The 18,598-nt window shown below is 42.9% G+C and carries 18 protein-coding genes; 16 read left to right on the plus strand and 2 right to left on the minus strand.

What is annotated here, in order from left to right:
• The first annotated feature begins 1 nt into the window (after nucleotide 1).
• From MKY95_RS17265 to MKY95_RS17315, 11 genes are all read left to right on the plus strand, one after another.
• Nucleotides 2-1,543, plus strand: a complete 1,542-nt coding sequence (locus MKY95_RS17265; RefSeq protein WP_339193552.1) for a response regulator — start codon at nucleotides 2-4, stop codon at nucleotides 1,541-1,543.
• Nucleotides 1,544-1,696: 153 nt separating this feature from the next.
• Entirely contained in the window at nucleotides 1,697-3,745 is a 2,049-nt protein-coding gene (locus MKY95_RS17270; protein ID WP_339193553.1) for a glycoside hydrolase family 16 protein, read from the plus strand.
• A 199-nt stretch (nucleotides 3,746-3,944) separates the two neighbouring features.
• Nucleotides 3,945-4,319 (plus strand): DUF2750 domain-containing protein, encoded by a 375-nt coding sequence (locus MKY95_RS17275; RefSeq protein WP_127549260.1) that lies wholly within the window; start codon nucleotides 3,945-3,947, stop codon nucleotides 4,317-4,319.
• A 32-nt stretch (nucleotides 4,320-4,351) separates the two neighbouring features.
• Nucleotides 4,352-4,789: an Imm26 family immunity protein gene (locus MKY95_RS17280; protein WP_339193555.1), complete on the plus strand. Its 438-nt coding sequence runs from the start codon at nucleotides 4,352-4,354 to the stop codon at nucleotides 4,787-4,789.
• Nucleotides 4,790-5,112: 323 nt separating this feature from the next.
• Nucleotides 5,113-5,319, plus strand: a complete 207-nt coding sequence (locus MKY95_RS17285) for a helix-turn-helix transcriptional regulator (protein ID WP_036613900.1) — start codon at nucleotides 5,113-5,115, stop codon at nucleotides 5,317-5,319.
• Nucleotides 5,320-5,760, plus strand: a complete 441-nt coding sequence (locus MKY95_RS17290) for a hypothetical protein (protein ID WP_315372660.1) — start codon at nucleotides 5,320-5,322, stop codon at nucleotides 5,758-5,760.
• A gap of 357 nt (nucleotides 5,761-6,117) precedes the next feature.
• Entirely contained in the window at nucleotides 6,118-6,690 is a 573-nt protein-coding gene (locus tag MKY95_RS17295) for a sigma-70 family RNA polymerase sigma factor (protein ID WP_237175107.1), read from the plus strand.
• Nucleotides 6,665-7,510, plus strand: a complete 846-nt coding sequence (locus tag MKY95_RS17300; protein WP_221821440.1) for a hypothetical protein — start codon at nucleotides 6,665-6,667, stop codon at nucleotides 7,508-7,510. Before MKY95_RS17295 ends, MKY95_RS17300 begins: the two co-directional genes overlap by 26 nt.
• A complete protein-coding gene (locus MKY95_RS17305; RefSeq protein ID WP_315372659.1) occupies nucleotides 7,491-8,366 on the plus strand; it encodes an ABC transporter ATP-binding protein in 876 nt (291 codons plus the stop codon). The genes MKY95_RS17300 and MKY95_RS17305 overlap by 20 nt, the downstream gene beginning before the upstream one ends.
• Nucleotides 8,363-9,433, plus strand: coding sequence for an ABC transporter permease subunit (locus tag MKY95_RS17310; RefSeq protein ID WP_315372658.1), 1,071 nt, complete (start codon nucleotides 8,363-8,365; stop codon nucleotides 9,431-9,433). Before MKY95_RS17305 ends, MKY95_RS17310 begins: the two co-directional genes overlap by 4 nt.
• Before the next feature lie 424 nt (nucleotides 9,434-9,857).
• Complete coding sequence (locus MKY95_RS17315) at nucleotides 9,858-10,616, plus strand: AAA family ATPase (RefSeq protein ID WP_339199997.1); 759 nt, start codon at nucleotides 9,858-9,860, stop codon at nucleotides 10,614-10,616.
• Between the two features lie 673 nt (nucleotides 10,617-11,289).
• On the opposite strand, the gene MKY95_RS17320 is transcribed toward MKY95_RS17315, so the two are convergent.
• Nucleotides 11,290-11,490, minus strand: coding sequence for a hypothetical protein (locus MKY95_RS17320; RefSeq protein ID WP_237175103.1), 201 nt, complete (start codon nucleotides 11,488-11,490; stop codon nucleotides 11,290-11,292).
• 301 nt (nucleotides 11,491-11,791) lie between these two features.
• Between MKY95_RS17320 and MKY95_RS17325 the strand changes: the two genes are divergently transcribed.
• Entirely contained in the window at nucleotides 11,792-12,982 is a 1,191-nt protein-coding gene (locus tag MKY95_RS17325; RefSeq protein WP_315372705.1) for a glycine C-acetyltransferase, read from the plus strand.
• Nucleotides 12,983-13,019: 37 nt separating this feature from the next.
• The gene (locus tag MKY95_RS17330; RefSeq protein ID WP_076250511.1) at nucleotides 13,020-13,979 is read left to right on the plus strand and encodes an L-threonine 3-dehydrogenase; all 960 of its coding nucleotides are present in this window, start codon (nucleotides 13,020-13,022) and stop codon (nucleotides 13,977-13,979) included.
• A gap of 740 nt (nucleotides 13,980-14,719) precedes the next feature.
• Here MKY95_RS17330 and MKY95_RS17335 read toward each other — a convergent pair.
• Complete coding sequence (locus MKY95_RS17335; RefSeq protein WP_051447337.1) at nucleotides 14,720-15,304, minus strand: TetR/AcrR family transcriptional regulator; 585 nt, start codon at nucleotides 15,302-15,304, stop codon at nucleotides 14,720-14,722.
• Between the two features lie 157 nt (nucleotides 15,305-15,461).
• Between MKY95_RS17335 and MKY95_RS17340 the strand changes: the two genes are divergently transcribed.
• The 3 genes from MKY95_RS17340 to MKY95_RS17350 all read left to right on the plus strand — a co-directional run bounded on the left by MKY95_RS17340 (nucleotide 15,462) and on the right by MKY95_RS17350 (nucleotide 18,372).
• Nucleotides 15,462-16,151 (plus strand): SDR family NAD(P)-dependent oxidoreductase, encoded by a 690-nt coding sequence (locus MKY95_RS17340; protein ID WP_315372706.1) that lies wholly within the window; start codon nucleotides 15,462-15,464, stop codon nucleotides 16,149-16,151.
• Between the two features lie 508 nt (nucleotides 16,152-16,659).
• The gene (locus tag MKY95_RS17345; protein WP_338587030.1) at nucleotides 16,660-17,013 is read left to right on the plus strand and encodes a hypothetical protein; all 354 of its coding nucleotides are present in this window, start codon (nucleotides 16,660-16,662) and stop codon (nucleotides 17,011-17,013) included.
• A gap of 363 nt (nucleotides 17,014-17,376) precedes the next feature.
• Nucleotides 17,377-18,372, plus strand: coding sequence for a glycoside hydrolase family 43 protein (locus tag MKY95_RS17350; RefSeq protein ID WP_315373423.1), 996 nt, complete (start codon nucleotides 17,377-17,379; stop codon nucleotides 18,370-18,372).
• The last annotated feature ends 226 nt before the right edge of the window (nucleotides 18,373-18,598 follow it).

The following is an 18,598-nucleotide window of genomic DNA, read 5'->3' on the forward strand; positions in this document are numbered from 1 at the left end:
CATGATTAATATCCTGATTGTGGACGATCAAAAACACATTCGTGACGGCCTGCAGGCCATGCTGCATCAATTTCCTCTGGAGCTGAACAACATATACTGTGCCGCGAGTGGGATTGAGGCGCTGTCCCTATTGCGGCAGCATTGCATTCACATCGTTATTACCGATATTATGATGCCCGATATGGATGGGTTGACGCTCATGGCTCAAACCAAAGAGGACTACATGGATGTGGAATACCTCATTATCAGCGGTTATAGTGACTTTACATATGCCCAAAAAGCGATCGGGCTTGGTGCAAAGGGTTACTTGCTCAAACCTTTGAAGCGAGAGGATCTGCAACACTCCCTGGAGCATGTATGGCAAGAGATCCAGACACGGCAGGCACTTACGCATAATATGCAGCGTGTATCCCGCCTCGCCCAAGAGACCGATCGTAAAGAATTAAGAATGTTTATGCAAGGTGCGTTAAGTGATGACGCATGGATCCTTCAGATTGAGGAACAACATGATGCGTTATGGGGTAATTATCGTCTAGCCCTGCTGCGGGAAGAAGTTTGCATGAACCAGCCCGGAGCCAGCAGCGCCCATAGCATGGAAGCCATTGCTTATCGTGTGTTTGGCAGACAAGGTTGTATTTGCCTGCAACATCGCCCCTACCTGATCCTTGCGGCGGATGCGTCCATAGATCCAAGTGTTTTGCCTGCAGCGCTCAAGGAAGCAAAGATCAATGCCATAACGGCCATGACTAACCCGATTCAGGGGTTAAAAGAACTACCCGACAGCTATACCCAAGTGCTTGAGCTCTATCGCCACAGTTACCTGTTTCCTGATCAGTACAGTATCTTCCCAGCACATATTGAGCATATGGAACAGCAGTGGCAACTTCCCTATGAAGACTTATATGAACTGTTCCAGTCGATTGGAACAGATAACAGCGGAACAATTACTCAGGGTATTTCTGCAATATTTCACAAAAAGGTGCTGCAACGCTATCCTATTCGCTATACCCAACAGCTCTGCGCCGCCACCGTTCAGATGATGGAGGAATACGAACGAGTTATCCACCCTTATATGGGGGAAGAAGTGCTGGATCTTGAATCATTGCGTAATCTCTTTGATTATCAAGGGATGCGTGAGTATATACAAGCACTGCAACAGCAGCTGCTTCGGTTGAATCAGTTATATTATGACTATAAGTGCAGCTATCGCCATTCGCAGGATCTAAATGAAGCTATTCGTTTTATACACGAGAGTTACCACAAACCGCTGGACCTCGCGATGGTATCCAATCATGTATCGCTTAATTATGCTTATTTTTCAAATCTGTTTAAGAAGAATATTGGTAAAGGTTTTGCTGAATACCTACGAGATGTGCGTCTGGATAAAGCGCGGCGGCTTCTCGCCGAAACCGATCATAAAATTGTGGAGGTGGCTGCTATGGTTGGCTATGAAAGCTATAAAAGCTTTACACGCGCGTTCCGACTTGCGATGCAGATCCAACCCACAGAGTACCGACAGATGATGCGGCAGAAGGCAGAATGAATCAAAAGCCAAAAAAATGGGATACCACAAAAACAATTGTACCTTTTCAGCAAATGAACCTATTCGATAGAATAAAGATACTCCCACTTGTAAGCGATTTCCTTAATGCGCATGGATTGGGAGAAGCTATTATTCTATTAAAGGAGGGTAATTATGAAACCATCTCACTTTACGGCGAAACGGTTTATGAAAAAGGTACTCGGTATGTTCCTTGTGGTTGTGATGCTGGCTAGTATTGGCATACTGCCAGCTTCAAAGGTTCAGGCAGCGGGAACTACCGTAACCTCAATGGAGTACTTCTCACCAGCAGACGGGCCTGTTATTTCTAAATCTGGGGTTGGCAAGGCCAGCTACGGATTTGTTATGCCTAAGTTCAATGGAGGCTCCGCGACATGGAATGATGTTCACAGTGATGTCGGCGTGAATGTAAAAGTGGGCAACAACTGGGTTGATATCGACCAGGCAGGCGGTTATATCTATAACCAAAACTGGGGGCACTGGAGCGATGGCGGCTTCAATGGTTATTGGTTCACCCTCTCCGCAACAACTGAGATTCAACTGTACTCCAAAGCGAATGGTGTTAAGCTGGAGTATCAACTTGTATTCCAAAACATCAACAAAACAACTATCACCGCGATGAATCCAACACAAGGTCCACAAATCACAGCAAGTTTCACAGGCGGTGCAGGCTTTACATATCCAACGTTCAACAATAATCCTGCGGTCACTTATGAAGCTGTTGCGGATGATTTGAAGGTGTATGTCAAACCTGTAAACAGCAGCACCTGGATTGATATTGACAATAACGCAGCCAGCGGATGGATCTACGATCACAACTTTGGCCAATTCACCGACGGTGGAGGAGGTTACTGGTTTAACGTAACGGAGTCGATCAATGTCAAATTGGAATCAAAGACTTCTTCAACTAACCTTGTTTATACCATTACGTTTAATGAACCTACAAGAAATTCATATGTCATTACGCCATACGAAGGAACAACCTTCACAGCAGATGCGAATGGTTCCATAGGGGTTCCGCTTCCCAAAATTGATGGAGGCGCGCCAATCGCCAAGGAACTGGGCAATTTTGTATACCAAATTAACATGAATGGGCAATGGGTGGATTTGAGTAACTCCAGCCAGAGCAAATTTGCATACTCCGCTAATGGGTATAACAATATGTCCGATGCCAACCAGTGGGGTTACTGGTCCGATTATATCTATGGTCTTTGGTTCCAGCCAATCCAAGAAAATATACAGATCCGTATTGGATATCCGCTGAACGGACAGGCGGGTGGAAATATCGGCAACAACTTCATCAACTATACTTTCATCGGCAATCCAAATGCTCCGCGTCCGGATGTATCCGATCAAGAGGATATCTCGCTCGGAACACCAACCGATCCGGCAATCGCGGGCATGAACCTCATTTGGCAGGATGAGTTTAACGGAACTACGCTGGATACAAGCAAATGGAACTATGAAACAGGATATTATCTCAATAACGATCCCGGTACTTGGGGATGGGGAAATGCAGAACTGCAGCACTACACAAACAGCACTCAAAATGTTTATGTACAGGACGGGAAGCTGAATATCAAAGCCATGAACGATAATAAATCTTTCCCGCAGGATCCGAATCGGTATGCACAGTATTCTTCGGGAAAGATTACCACCAAGGATAAACTGTCCTTGAAGTACGGCAGAGTAGATTTTCGTGCCAAGCTTCCTACAGGTGATGGGGTATGGCCAGCACTGTGGATGCTTCCAAAAGATTCGGTATACGGCACTTGGGCTGCATCAGGTGAAATTGATGTTATGGAAGCGAGAGGCCGTCTGCCTGGATCAGTAAGCGGTACCATACACTTTGGTGGACAATGGCCCGGGAACCAGTATTCGGGCGGCGATTATCACTTCCCGGCGGGGCAAACTTTTGCCAATGATTATCATGTATATTCGGTAGTCTGGGAAGAGGACAATATTAAATGGTATGTAGACGGCAAGTTTTACTATAAAGTCACTAACGAGCAGTGGTATTCCGCAGCTGCACCGAATAATCCGAATGCACCTTTTGATGAGCCGTTCTACCTCATTATGAACTTGGCAATCGGTGGAAACTTTGACGGCGGCCGTACCCCGAACGCCTCCGATATCCCGGCGACGATGCAAGTGGATTATGTACGCGTGTATAAAGAACAGTAATTTGCGATTTCGGATACAGCGAATGAAGATCAGATGGAACAGATGCTGGGCAAACCGGACCTGAAATCTCATACTCTAAAATAGGCTTACGACCGATTCCCAATATTTCTACCTGGGAATCGGTCGTTTAAATTTAGACTTGATACTGTAGTTCATCGGCTGCAACTCTTGTCGAAGGACAACATCATTAGGAGGAAATATGAATCAGAAAGAATTTGAATCAGTCATCAATCTCCCTGCAAATATTCGTTATGAATACTTCATCAAAAAAGTAGTGGATTCAGAAGAAGTGTGGGGGCTTTATGAGAATGCTTGGTCAGTTACTGAAGATGATAAAGGTAATAAATTACTTCCATTTTGGCCTAAAAAAGAATTCGCGGAATACTGTGCAACTGATGGTTGGGAAATTTACTCAAGTAAAAGTATGGATTTGTACGAGTTCATAGACGATTTTCTACCCAATTTAAAAAAAGAGGGTTTTAAACCTTCAATATTCTTAAATAATGCTGATTCTGCTGTATTAGAAGTCGATATACTAATTGAGGATTTAAAGACAGAACTTGAAAAATACTAACTTAAAACCTCAACGAAGGAGTTTGGAAAACCGTGAAAAATACGAGACGTAAACGAATAAAATTGGGTGATATCTACGCTATACCTCTGCCTAACGCTAAGTTTGCCTTTGGGAGAAGGCTTAAAGATGCCAGCATTGCAATCTATAATGTGATAAGTGACACGATAGAAGAGATACCTCAAGAAGAGGAATACCAATTTATCGTGGGTGTATATGATGATGTACTGAAATCAGGTGATTGGCCGGTTGTTGAAAATCGTCCATTCCCGGATGAAGAAGAGGCTTGGCCCCCACCTGCCTGTATCATTGATAAGATATCAGGAGAATATTTGACTTATCATATGGGAGAGATTAGACCTTCTAAAAGCGAAGAATGCGAAGGATTAGAGATTGCGGCTGTTTGGGAAGCCCATCATATTGTTGATAGAATAATGGGAGATGATAAGTGGCACCGAGACCCGAATAAATAGTGTACGAGTATACCATCTATGGTTCCAGAAATCAGGTGTAGCGGTTTAAACCACTTTTTCACTTTCCAATACTAACATTAAGTCACGGCCTACATACGTTTCTATAGGGGTAACACCAAGCGCTTCAACCATTTGCTCTGTTAAAGTACACTCTTCTGGCATCTTATATAAACAAAATCAACCGAGCCAAGCCCTCCTTTTACAAAGAGGGGCTTGGCTTGTTTTGCATTCAGATGTAAGTAATAATGCAAAGTGAACTTGACACATAATGCAAAGTGAACTATGCTAAAAATGCAAAGTAAACATTGCAAGGACGTGATCACTTGAAGACAAGAATTGCAGAACTGCGTAAGCAGCATAAGCTGTCACAGGAAGAGCTGGGACGAATTGTTGGTGTTACCCGGCAAACCATCACCTCTCTTGAAAGGGGAAAATATACGGCTTCCCTTATTCTTGCTTACAAAATTGCCAATTTTTTCGGACTCGCCATTGAAGATGTTTTTGATTTCAGCGAAGTGGAGGAAATGTAAATGGACAAGTACAAGATTAAAATAAAAACTCGCAAAAACGTACTGTCACTGGTAGCCGCTGCTACCCTATTGATCTATGTAGGACTTATATTTTACCGAGGTGGACTACCCGATTTACCTAGTTTTATAAAGGGATTTCACACAGGCGCTTTTATCGGGGTTGAAGTGGCCGTCGCTTTTTTCCTCGTCAGGTATATAAAAGCCAGTAATAATGAAGCCGAGCTGAAGAAGCAGTATATTGAGGAGAATGACGAGCGGAGTGTAATGATACTCCAGAGAGCCGGCACACTCAGCACAGCAATCATTCTCATTGGTCTGGGCGTTGCCTCCGTGATCGCCGGTTTCTTTAATCCCTTGATATTCTACACCTTACTAACTTGTTTATTATTTGTTTTAATCGTATTTTTTGCACTGTGGATGTTTTATGCGAGAGAAATTTAAGGCTTAGATCAATGTTGCTCATACAACCAAAACGAATATACTTAATAACAAAGTTGTCGAGGGACAAAAACATGATCCCATTAAAGTCGCTATTTAGCGGCTTTTTTTGTTTTATCGGTACAAGAACATCTTCTGCTTATCGATTAGATGAATATCCATAGGCCGGTGAGACTTTCTCAACAGCATGGAAGCAGGAATTTCCCCGCTGTTCTGATAATATAGGGCCTTGACCTTCACGTGGGCTACCCAGGAATATTCGAAATGGCTAATTTTGCATTATGCGTAAAGCAAGACATAAATAGTTTTGATCTTTTATGATCAAGTTATCGTTAATTAGTTTGGGGGGGTGAGGGAGCGTTGGATGATGAAGAATTAATTCATGAGATTCGTGAAGGTAGTCGGGCTGCAATGGAAGTTTTGGTGAAGCGGCATTACAAGTCGATATTTTCATATGTGTACCGAAAAACGGGAGATTATCATATCTCTTTTGATCTAACTCAAGAGGTATTTGTAAAAATGATGAATTCATTGGGGAATTATCGAGATAACGGAAAATTCAGTCACTGGTTATTGAAAATAGCAGTGAATCATTGTATGGATTATTTTCGTGGGCGCGAGTTCAAGCAACAACTCAGAGAGAGTGAGTTAACAGAAGAGGCGCTCCCAGCAAGTGAGCACCAGAATGTGTGGAACATATTCTATAAACGGCTTCAGAACGATAAGGTCAGGCTGGCGGTACAAAGTTTGCCTGAGCACCAGCGGGACGCAGTCATTCTGAACTATTACAACGGGCTAAAGATCAAAGAGGTTGCCGAGCTGACGGGATCGAATGAGTCGACAGTGAAATCACGTATACGCTTGGGCATAACAAAGTTAAAAGAGATCATTGTGGGAGGTGAGCGGGATGAAACGTACAGAAAACGAAGATAGAAGGAAGCGTCGAGCTGAATTAGAGATGGAGGAGTACGCCGAAATTGCCCCTTTTTTGGATGACTATGTGGTTGAATATCCATCCGAGATGGAGATCGATAGGACGATAAGGGCCTTGGATGCACATATGCCGGGACAGATGAATGTTCATCTGGAGCAATCACCGGGGAAATCATTTACAGAACTGTTCCAACTCGTTCGGGGTGAGGTTATGGTTTTCCACAAATCGTACTGGCTAGTTTGCGCATTGCTTCTGTTGTGCGGATTCTGGTTGGGAACCCGCAGCACAATATCCCCATACATGAGTGGACTTATTCTGGTACCTGTACCTTTTATTCTCGGATTACTGGAAGTATTCAAAGGTCGGGATCAGGGGCTGATGGAGATCGAACTGACCTGTAAAATTACGGCACAACAGCTAATGCTGACTCGTCTGATCGTCGTGCTTGCAGGAAATATGGTATTTGTTCTGCTTCTTATGCTATTGGTATCTGGCGGAAGAGGAAGTTTCATCTCATGGAGTGGCGTCGGTCTGTGGTATACCCAACTGATGATTGCGGCAGGGGCTAGTTTGTGGCTGGCTATGCGTGTTCGGGGTGGAACAGCTGTTAGTATTTTCTTGGTCGCATGGTTTGGGCTTTTCTGGCTTATGTTAAGCAATCCCCGATTTGTTACTTTAGTACAATCTATCCAGACCCCAGTACTTATTGCAATCGCATTATGTGGAGTGGTTCTGTTGATCAGTCAGATCCGGCAGATGACGCGAAAATATACATCACAAACGGAAAGAGGTTATTCCTTTGAAATTGACCATGGATAACGTATCCAAGAAGTATAGAAACAAGTGGGCCGTGAAATCGTTCACGCTAGAGCTGTTCAGCGGTGGCGTCTACGGCCTGCTTGGACCAAATGGAGCGGGCAAAACAACGCTGCTTCGCATGCTTGTAGACATCGCCAAGCCAACGTCCGGACAAATTATGCTGGATGGGCAACCCATTGAACAGATGGGGGATCGTTATCGCGATATATTGGGCTATATGCCGCAGCGCTTTGGATTTTATAATCGTTTCAGTGCTCATAAATTTCTCATGTACATGTGTTCGTTAAAAGGACTGAGTACGAATCAAGCCGCTATTCGAGTGCAGGAGACATTACGTATGGTTGATCTGGAAAAGCAGGCACAACATAAAATTCGTACGTTCTCTGGCGGTATGAAGCAGCGGCTCGGAATTGCACAAGCCTTGCTAAATGATCCGCAAATTCTAGTTCTCGACGAACCTACGGCTGGCCTTGATCCGAAGGAACGTATTCGATTTCGTAACATTATCGGTGAGTTGGGAAGAGACCGGATTGTACTGTTATCGACGCATATTATCTCTGATCTGGAGTTCTCGTGTAAGGAAATGATCCTGATGAATGAAGGTCAACTGATTACACAGAACACACCGGAAGCGATCATGAACAGTATGCAAGGCAGCGTTTGGACTGCAACGTTAACAGAACAGCAGCTTGCCGAACTCACCTCTCGTTTCAAGGTAAGCGGATTGTCCTATCAGTCCGATGGTATTGTGGCGAGAATCTTGGCAAAAGAACGGCCTGTCCCACAAGCTATGCCAGAGGCCCCTCGGCTTGAAGACGTATATATGCACTATTTTGATGAGGAGGCGACATCGTGATTCGGTTGACCCGATATGAATTTGTTAAAATAATGACGCGTAAAAGTATCTATCTTGCACTCACCGGGCTACTAATACTGCTTGTTCTGTATGCCTATCTCGGACATCCGGGGCCGATGAAGGGTACATCGTTCTACAAACCCTATGAAGGAGCCATTACAGCTGAGAAGGTTCAGGCTGCACAGGAACAGTTACAAAACAAGGGTTACAGTGATGAAGCGAATCAGAACCGATATGGCGTATTTTATGAGATTTCCCTATTTTCGCCGGAATTCATAAAAAACTACACCAAAACTGATGATAGCGGAAATGTCATGGAACGGACCGTAAACGTCACTGAGATTCACTACAATAAACCTTGGGGTTATCTGTTGGAATACATTGATCAATTTGGCGTGCTTTTTATGATGATCATGATTTTGCTGGGACTGGCTCCCGTATTTGCAGAGGAATATGCATTGGGAACGGCAGCGTTGGTACGCAGCAGCAAGCGAGGGAAGAGCCAAATCGTATCGGCTAAATTGATGGCTTCAATAGTATATATTGTCCTATGCGTCATCTTGTTTACAAGTATCAACTTGCTAATCTACTGGTTGAGGTTTGGAAATTTGGCTGGAGCAGATACCCCAATACAGAGTGTAGGCATGTACTTTCAAGGCTTCGATTATGAGTTCTCGCCTTATAGGTTGTCTGCGCTTCAGTATTATGTAGTTCAGTTGGTCACACACTTGGCAGGCAGCCTGATTTTTGGATGCGTTGTGCTATGGGTTTCTTCGCTCAGTTCAACGGCGTTTGTTGCCATAATCATTAATGTGGCTATTGTAGGCGTGCCCTATCTGGCTTTTGATGTGATGAACTTTAACCCAGGATGGGCGAAGTGGATTGAGGAATTTTCCTTCAGTACAATGATGCGGGTAACGAGACTGTTCCAAACTCCAGTAAACTACTCCATATTCAGGGTGGAGGTGTCATATCTACAGTTGTATTTGCTTATTATAACTGTAGTTACAGCTGTAGTTGTACTTGGTACATATCGAGCGTTCCGTAATCGTGAGGTATTTTCTTGATTTGAAGCACTATGAGGAACATGATGTATTACACAATTAGGTCCGCAGATTCTGCGGACTTCTTTTCATATGAATAAGCATGGCAGTGTCCCAGCTGAGGACAAGAACTTGGTTCCATTGCCAAAAGGACAAGAACATTGTGTCATATCTGATTAGATAGTTATCTAAATAGTAGCATGATGGAACTCCTATGGCGAGATAAAACCCACATTAATATAAGACTTCGTTTGAATGACGATTTTAAGAACATGGTACCGATGTCGATTAGAACATTTATCTGTTTCATTAAACTAACGGGCAGGTTAGTTTCGGTATGTGGTATTATTTGTTTGATGGAGTAAACTAAAGGGCGAGACTAACATGAGTCAGCGTTTCCCAACATAGGTAAGCATAACGATCAAAGTTTTAAAAGGGAGTGAACTATATTAATATACAGCATCCCTATTTACGACAAATTCAGATTAAGAGGCAACAAGTACCCACCTATAATCGTTACCCCTTTGATTTGGCGGTCATTCGAAACCTAAATACTCTTGATTTCCACCCCAAGGTAACCTATATCGTAGGTGAAAATGGGATGGGTAAATCAACACTGATGGAGTCCATTGCTGTCGCATGGGGATTTAACCCGGAGGGTGGGACGATCAACTTTTCCTTTTCAACCCAGGCTACTCACTCGAGCTTATATGAATATATACAATTGATCAGAGGTCCGCGAAGCCCAAGGGATGGCTTCTTCTTCCGGGCAGAAAGTTATTATAATTTAGCCACAACGATCGATGAGTTGGACAGCCAGCCTTCATTCGGTCGCCCTATTCGCCCTATTAAAGATTCGTACGGTGGCAAGTCCTTGCATGAGCAATCGCACGGAGAGTCGTTCTTTTCCACTTTCATTCATCGGTTCGGGGAGAATGGATTATATATACTGGATGAGCCTGAGGCTGCACTGTCTCCCCTTCGCCAAATGGCGATGCTGACACGAATCCATGAACTTGTTTTGCAAAACTCTCAATTTATAATTGCGACCCATTCCCCGATCCTTATGGCATACCCAGATTCGATTATTTACAATCTAAAGCCAGATGGTATCGAAGTCCAAGTATTGGAAGAAACCGACCATTATATGATTATGAAAGAGTTTGTGAATAACAAGGATAGGATGCTCAGAGAGTTATTCGAGTAAGCTTAATATTAATTCCACTGTTATCCTATAGAATCTAAAAGCTTAAGAGAGATCGTTACAAAGAAAGCGATCTATTGTCGAGATTAAGCTAACGAGAAACGTTAGCTTAATCAAACTTAATAAGGTATCAAATTGATCATCTGCTGATTTCAACTAGCGGACTGACAACAGGGATCGTTGCAGAAATGCTAACGATCCTTTTTTGTATATGTTTACGTATGAGTATTTAAATCACGAAAAAGGGCTCCTCCGTAGACTAGGACGCCCCAAGTTCAGGTCAGCGATCACGTACTTGATATAAAGGGAAAACAGTGGGTGTTGCCCGGCAAAGTGATGTTTTTATTTTTCACAGTCCGATCGGTAATTTTGGTGATGCTGAGTATCTTACATGCTGTAGGCTTAGTAGAAGTGACTTTGTAGAACCATTCAAACGCTCTACACAGAGAAACAACGGATCGAACAGGAAGAACGGTACAACTATATTGGACTGTTATGGAAAAATAAGGTATAGAAAGCCACTGCTTCTATATATTTTAAAACAGAAGATTCTATTTTCTAGCATGGGTGCTTGTAGGGGGGAATGCATGTTTCATTATTTTCTGAAGATAAGCAGAAACATTGTTAGGATTGCTACTGCGAAGCATTCGTCCTAAATCGAGGAAGTATAAATATACTACTCACTATTTTCATCATCTAATCGCCGACGAAATATCAAAGCCGAGACAGCAAATATAATAAAAGATAATGTTGAAGCAGCAGTAACCATCTTCAACACACTTCCTATTGGAGGGTTAAACAACAGAGCAATTGAGATGATTAAAACAGCACCTGTTAAACCCATTCCCAAAATCGAGATCGCTAAAATCTTGTTCATCAAATCACCTCACAGGTTGAAATAGAGTTTCTCATTGCATAATAATAGTTTAATACATGATGAATTAGTATAGAATGTAACAAAAAGTATAGCAAAGATTTAGTAGCGATTGCTTCCGGGAATGGGGGAAGCAATCGCTATGTTTTTTTGCGGATATTTTTATTTTTTTGTCCGCCACATGTGTACAAAAAAATAAAAAGATGATACATTAAAATCAATCTAACCCTTTTTATAACAGGTTTTTCCCGGAGAATTATGTGTCTCCTGTACGAGGACATACGTATATCGAGGAGGGAATGGAATGTCAAGTCAAGCATTGGACCAATTTTTAAGTTCGAACATCGAAGATCTAAAGACTAAAGGTCTATATAACGTCATCGATACGCTACAGGGTGCAAATGGTCCTGTTATTCGTATCGACGGAAAGTCCTTAATCAATTTGTCTTCCAATAACTATTTGGGACTGGCAACAGATCACCGCCTGATTGATGCTTCAGTTAAGGCGTCGCAGACATACGGGGCAGGCGCAGGGGCTGTGAGAACAATTAATGGTACGATGGATCTTCATATTGAGCTTGAAGAAAAACTGGCCCGTTTCAAAAAAACGGAAGCCGTTATCGTGTATCAATCGGGATTTAACTGCAATATGGCTGCTATATCCGCGGTAATGGACCAGCATGATGCGATTTTATCAGATGAGCTGAACCACGCTTCGATTATTGATGGCTGCCGCCTGTCGAGAGCCAAGGTGATTCGCTTTAAGCATTCGGATATGAATGATTTAAGACAGCAGGCGAAAGATGCGAAGGAATCCGGTCAGTACCATAAAATTATGGTCATCACCGACGGGGTTTTCTCCATGGATGGTGATATAGCAAAGCTGCCTGAAATCGTGAAAATAGCAGAAGAATTCGATCTGATTACTTATGTGGATGATGCCCATGGTTCGGGCGTTCTCGGAGCAGGTGCGGGAACCGTGAAGCATTTTGGATTGTCCGACCGCATTGACTTTCAAATTGGTACTCTTTCCAAGGCGATTGGCGTTGTCGGCGGTTATGTGGCGGGTAAAAAACAACTGATTGAATGGTTGAAGCTGAGAAGCCGTCCGTTTCTGTTCTCGACATCGCTACCTCCGGCTGCAATCGCTTCTTGTAGCGCTTCTGTCGACATTTTGATGAATGACAAAGAGCTGATCGAGAAGCTGTGGGAGAACGGCAATGATTTGAAAAATGGCTTGAGCCGGCTTGGATATGATGTAGGCCAAAGCGAAACGCCGATCACACCTTGTATCATTGGCGATGAAGTAACCACCCAACAGTTCAGCAAACGGCTTTATGAAGAAGGCGTTTACGCCAAGGCAATCCTGTTTCCGACGGTTCCGAAAGGAACCGGAAGAATACGCAACATGCCGACAGCTGCCCATACCAAGGATATGCTCGACCAGGTGATCTCCGTTTATGAGAAAGTTGGCAAGGAAATGAAGCTGATTTAGCTGCATTCGCGGGAGTACATTTCGGGAGGAATGTCTTATGAACAAGATTTTGGTGACCGGAGCACTGGGCCAAATCGGTTCTGAGTTAGTTGTTAAATTACGTGAAATTTATGGTGCGGATCACGTCATTGCTACGGATCTCAGATCATCAGCCCACGAAATTACCCGATCCGGGCCATTCGAGCTGCTGGACGTGACGAATGATAAGGCGATGTTCGAAATCGCCAAGCGGTACGAAGTTGATACCGTCATCCATTTGGCTGCGCTGCTGTCGGCTACCGCAGAGGAGAAACCGCTACTTGCCTGGAATTTGAATATGGGTGGATTGATGAATGCACTTGAAATATCCAGGGAGCTCGGCTGCCAATTTTTCACTCCAAGCTCCATTGGATCTTTTGGTCCTTTGACTCCGAAAGACAATACCCCTCAGGATACGATCCAGAGGCCCAATACGATGTACGGCGTGAACAAAGTGTCCGGCGAACTGCTTTGTGATTATTATTTTCACAAATACGGCCTGGATACTAGGGGACTGCGATTCCCGGGTTTGATATCTTATATGACGCCTCCCGGCGGAGGAACGACGGATTACGCCGTGGAAATTTATTACGCAGCCGTGACGGCTGGCCGATATACATCTTATATCGCCAAGGACTCAAACATGGACATGATGTATATGCCGGATGCCCTGAACGCTATCATCGATTTGATGGAAGCGGATTCTTCCCGGTTGATGCACCGAAATTCATTTAATGTCACCGCAATGAGCGTGGATCCGGAGGCGATCGCTGCAGCGATTCGGGATGAGCTTCCAGGCTTTATCCTCGATTATGACGTTGATCCGAAGAGACAGGCGATTGCCGATAGCTGGCCGCATTCCATTGATGCGACGGCAGCGAAAACAGAATGGGGATTTCATGCTCGCTACGACCTGAAGGCCATGACGAAGGATATGCTTTCACATCTAAGCGAGAGACAAATGCTTCGCAAGGCTTAAAGTTATTATGAATTCGATCGAAGAGTGACATCGCTAAAAAAAGCAAGAAAGGGGAACTTATAAAAACAAAAATAGAACGAAATTGTCGAGGGACAAGAACATTGTTCCATTAAAGTCGCTATTACAGCGGCTTTTTTTTGTTTTAAGGACAAGAACGTTGTGTCATTTCGGATTAGGTATCTATCTAAATAGCATCATGATGAAGATCATGTGGCAAGAAAAAAGCACATGAATTTAAGAATTCGCGTGAATAACGATTTTTTTATTAGAAATAACTTTTTTCCGGTAAAGACCAATCAATCTGCGCCAACCATCGGGACGCGAATATGTGCTTAGGGGTTCCACCTAAGATCGTGAATGCAAATTTCATAAGTACAAAAAGACACTTGCCGCATTCAAGCTCAACATCATAAAGGAAGCAACCGATTATTTGCTATTTTGGATTAAGATTAATTTTACAAAATATGGATTATAAATAATCTTCGGTTTAATGAAATCAATTGTATGTAAGTGAGAATTTATACTTAACGGGGATATTCTGCTTTGTAGTGGTGGTAATTACCCATTAAGCAAGTTGATTCAAAGTATGGTGAAACAGGCGGGCCATCCTACCAACCTGAACTCTCTCGGCTGCAAACATTATTCTATGCCTGCCTAGTTCTGACAGATCTAAGCAGGGAGTCGAGCCAGATCAGATTCGGCAAGAATAGCCTTTCTGTTCAGATCATACTAGTTTATTATCAAGTATCCTTCAGCAAGTCAACCATGTTAGAATAGTGAATTTCACTCAGTTGCTCGATAAAGTTATCTACCCTGTAGTTCTCCGGTTCAACTATCCAGAGACAAATTACTCCTACCAATCCAGATATCATGTATTCGATGCCAATTTTTATCTTCTCATCGTGGCGATGATCGCCGATTCCCGAAAAAATGATCGTTTTAAAAGCCTCTTTCAAGTAAACGGAGAAGTTTGGATAAATATTTTGAGTGATCATTGTCTTAAAGAATATCATATTGGCTTCAATATCGTCGAAAATCGTTTTTAACATGGTCGCAAACATATCTTTATCCATCTCATGAATTGAACTCACTTCCAGGCTTAAGCAAGCATTTAAACTCTCCACGTTTTCCTGAAATAACTTCTCCATGAATTGAGGTTTATCTACATAGTGCAAATAAAATGTGTTGCGATTTATCATCGCTTCTTTGGCAATGTCCTGCACAGTAATTCGTTCATAGCCTTTGGTTTGTACTAATCTCAGAAACGCTTCTTTAATGGCTTTCCGCGTTTTGAGAATGCGCAGATCCACTTTATCTTTACCCAATTCGTGCTTCCCCTCCATAAATAATAGTCGGATTTATCAAAAGTGATGTTTAATTAACACATTGAATTATATCAACCATTGAGCCCTTTAAGGGTACGTTTTACAATTAAAACTGTCAATTGAACTCACTAACTCATTCATAAAAGGAGAATCATAAATGAAAACACTGGCGATTGTTGGTGCAGGTAAGGGATTAGGATTATCTATTGCGAAGAGCTTTGGCAAGCGCGGCTTCCAAGTGGCATTAGTTGCAAGAAATGCTGCAAAACTGCAAGATATGGTGGAGGAACTGAAAGCGGATGGTATCGAGGCATCTTATTTCGTAGCAGATATTTTTAACAAGGAACAGATTGAACAGGCTATGACCAACATGAAAGAAAAGTATGGTCAGATTGATGTGTTGGAATTCAGTCCAACAGCAGGCAATTATCCTCCCACTTCTGTATTGGAGTTAACGGCGGAGAACGCCAGGGACGCATTTGAGGCGAATGTGGTTAGTGCCATCCATGTCGTCAATACGGTTCTCCCTGATATGCTCGCCAGGAAAGAGGGAGCCTTGCTCTTTACCTCAGGATTATCCGCCATGTACCCTGTGTCCATGATGGGGAATATCGGTATTGCTCTTTCAGGGTTACGCAATTATGTTACTAATCTTCATACTTCATTGTCTACTCAAGGGATTTTTGTGGGCCACCGCTCATTAGGTTTATTGATCAAGGAGTCAGGTACTGGCGCAATTAATGATCCGGATGTAATTGCCGAGATGTGGTACCAAGCCTATGTAGAGAAAAACGTATGGGAGGAAGAGTATCCTAAGGGTGTTACCCCCGAAACCATTCTGTTTTAAAATTGGTGATGATTTTAGCAGGTCATAACATACAGTTGTAACCAAGTAGATGAGCTTGAGATCTAAGCATATATTTTGTGCTAAGAGACGCTTGAAAGAGATGAAGAAGTCGCTAATTTAGCGGCTTTTTTGTTTTTCGGTACAAGTTCTTGTCCCGAGCCAAAGACAAGAACTTGTACCGATTGCCGATTAGATAAACACCTAACTAAGTTTCATACAATTTCATTTAACAAATGTGTAGGAAAAATAAACTAATTGTCCAGTGAAAATATAGTATTTTCTTAGTGTTTAGGTTAAAGATAAGTCCCTGTTTAAGCACTACATGCTACACGCGTAGGTTCTTTAATAAATGATTGGAAATGGAATATAAAAAGGAGGACGTAACCCGCGAAGGCGCGGAAGGCAGTGCTTAGACTTTCATGAATAAAAGAGGTGTCTGTGGTATTATATGTAATTATGGGTTATGAAATAAATGGATTATTTGCTAAGAAAGTGGGGGAATCAAAATATGGAACGTAAAATTCAACTAATGGAAACCTACGTAAACATCGACTTTGGAAACTCACCCTTTTTAAAATTAGATAAAGGGTTGCAAATTCCATACTCTTCAATCGAGGGAATAACAACAGGTAGACCAATACCCAATGCTTTTAAACTATATGGTGCTTTATTAGGAGAAAAGAGAAATGGGTTATTTAGATCAAATGGTGGTTATCAACTCCATTTTTTTGAAAATGAGCTTGAAACTCTTCATTTAGATTTGAATAGCTTGAAAGTTGGTATGTTCAGCATATCAAAGTTGATCATTGGTGTTGAAAATCCTGAAGAAATAAGTGAAAATATTTCCGAAAGAGTGAAGTGATAATAAAGGAAAAGTGTATTACGAACGTGAGACGGTGGAACTTCGAGAAAAAAGCTTACGAGCTCAAAAACTTGTGAAGACATATAATGGTTGTGATCCATAGGAGAAGAAATAATATGTGCGACAAGACAACGCAAAAAAGATCACTTCATTGTAGAATATAAGAATTATGAGATGGGCGGGAATTGTACATTTTTTCGGGGGAAGTTCTTTATTATGTGTACTAGGAAAGAATAAGCGGAGCTTATACAATAACATTAGAGATTGTAAACGCTTGCTTTTAATTCTGAGGATGCAATCAATGAATTACCGTAATCCCGTATATGAAGGATTCTATTATTCCAATACCAAAGGAGATGCCTTATGAATCAACAACAACTACCTAAGCCCCACCAGCCGCTCGTAACCCACATCTTCACTGCTGACCCGTCCGTCCATGTCTACGAGGGCAAAATCTACATCTATCCTTCCCATGACCTCGATCATGACGAGCCGAGCAACGATAACGGCGACCAGTATAAAATGGAAGACTATCATGTCCTCTCGATGAACAACTTCGATTCCCCGGTGGTTGATCACGGCGAAGCGTTGCATCTGAGAGATATTCCGTGGGCCTCCAAGCAGCTCTGGGCACCAGATGCCGCTTATAAGAACAATACCTATTACCTGTTCTTCCCGGCACGGGATCATGACGACATCTTCCGTCTGGGTGTGGCAACATCAGAGTCTCCGGCAGGCCCATTCATGCCGCAACCGAATTATATGGAAGGCAGCTTCAGTATCGATCCGGCCGTACTGGTGGATGACGACAATCAGTCATACATCTATTTCGGCGGACTCTGGGGTGGCCAGTTGGAGAAATGGCAGACCGGTAGCTTCGTGCCAGATGCAGAAGGACCTGCTCCTGACCAGCCGGCGCTTGGACCGCAAGTTGCACTGCTTAGCGACGACATGCTGTCCTTCCAAGGCAAGCCTGCCGAGATATCGATTGTCGATGAAGACGGGAATCCGATTCTGGCTGGGGATGAGGAACGGAGATATTTTGAAGGCCCATGGGTGCATAAATATAACGGCTATTACTACCTGTCCTACTCTACAGGAACCACGCATAAGCTCGTATATGCGATCGGCAAGAACCCGATGGGACCATTCACGTTCATGGGCGAGATTCTCTCTCCGGTTATCGGCTGGACAACCCATCACTCCATTGTGCAAGTTAAAGACAAGTGGTATCTGTTCTATCACGACAGCTCCCTGTCTGAAGGCGTCAACCACAAGCGCTGCGTTAAATATTCGGAGCTGAACTACAACGAAGATGGAACGATCCAGAAGATCAATCCTTATCCGGGTGCCGAGTAAGTTAGCTGGTTAGAGGAAACAGATAAGATTACAATATAAGGCATAATACATGAGGCAGCTCCTGACGGGGCTGCTTTTTTGATAGGAGGAGGATCAGTTGTTTCACTCAAACTTGGAGAAAATCTCTGCTAACAAAGAATACTTCAGCAGTATACTGATTGAATTAATAAATTTAACTTAATTAAACATTAGGATTAAATCCAAAAATCTGTCTTCGATTACCACT

Source organism: Paenibacillus sp. FSL P4-0176 (assembly GCF_037975265.1).
Classification (GTDB): Bacteria; Bacillota; Bacilli; order Paenibacillales; family Paenibacillaceae; genus Paenibacillus; species Paenibacillus amylolyticus.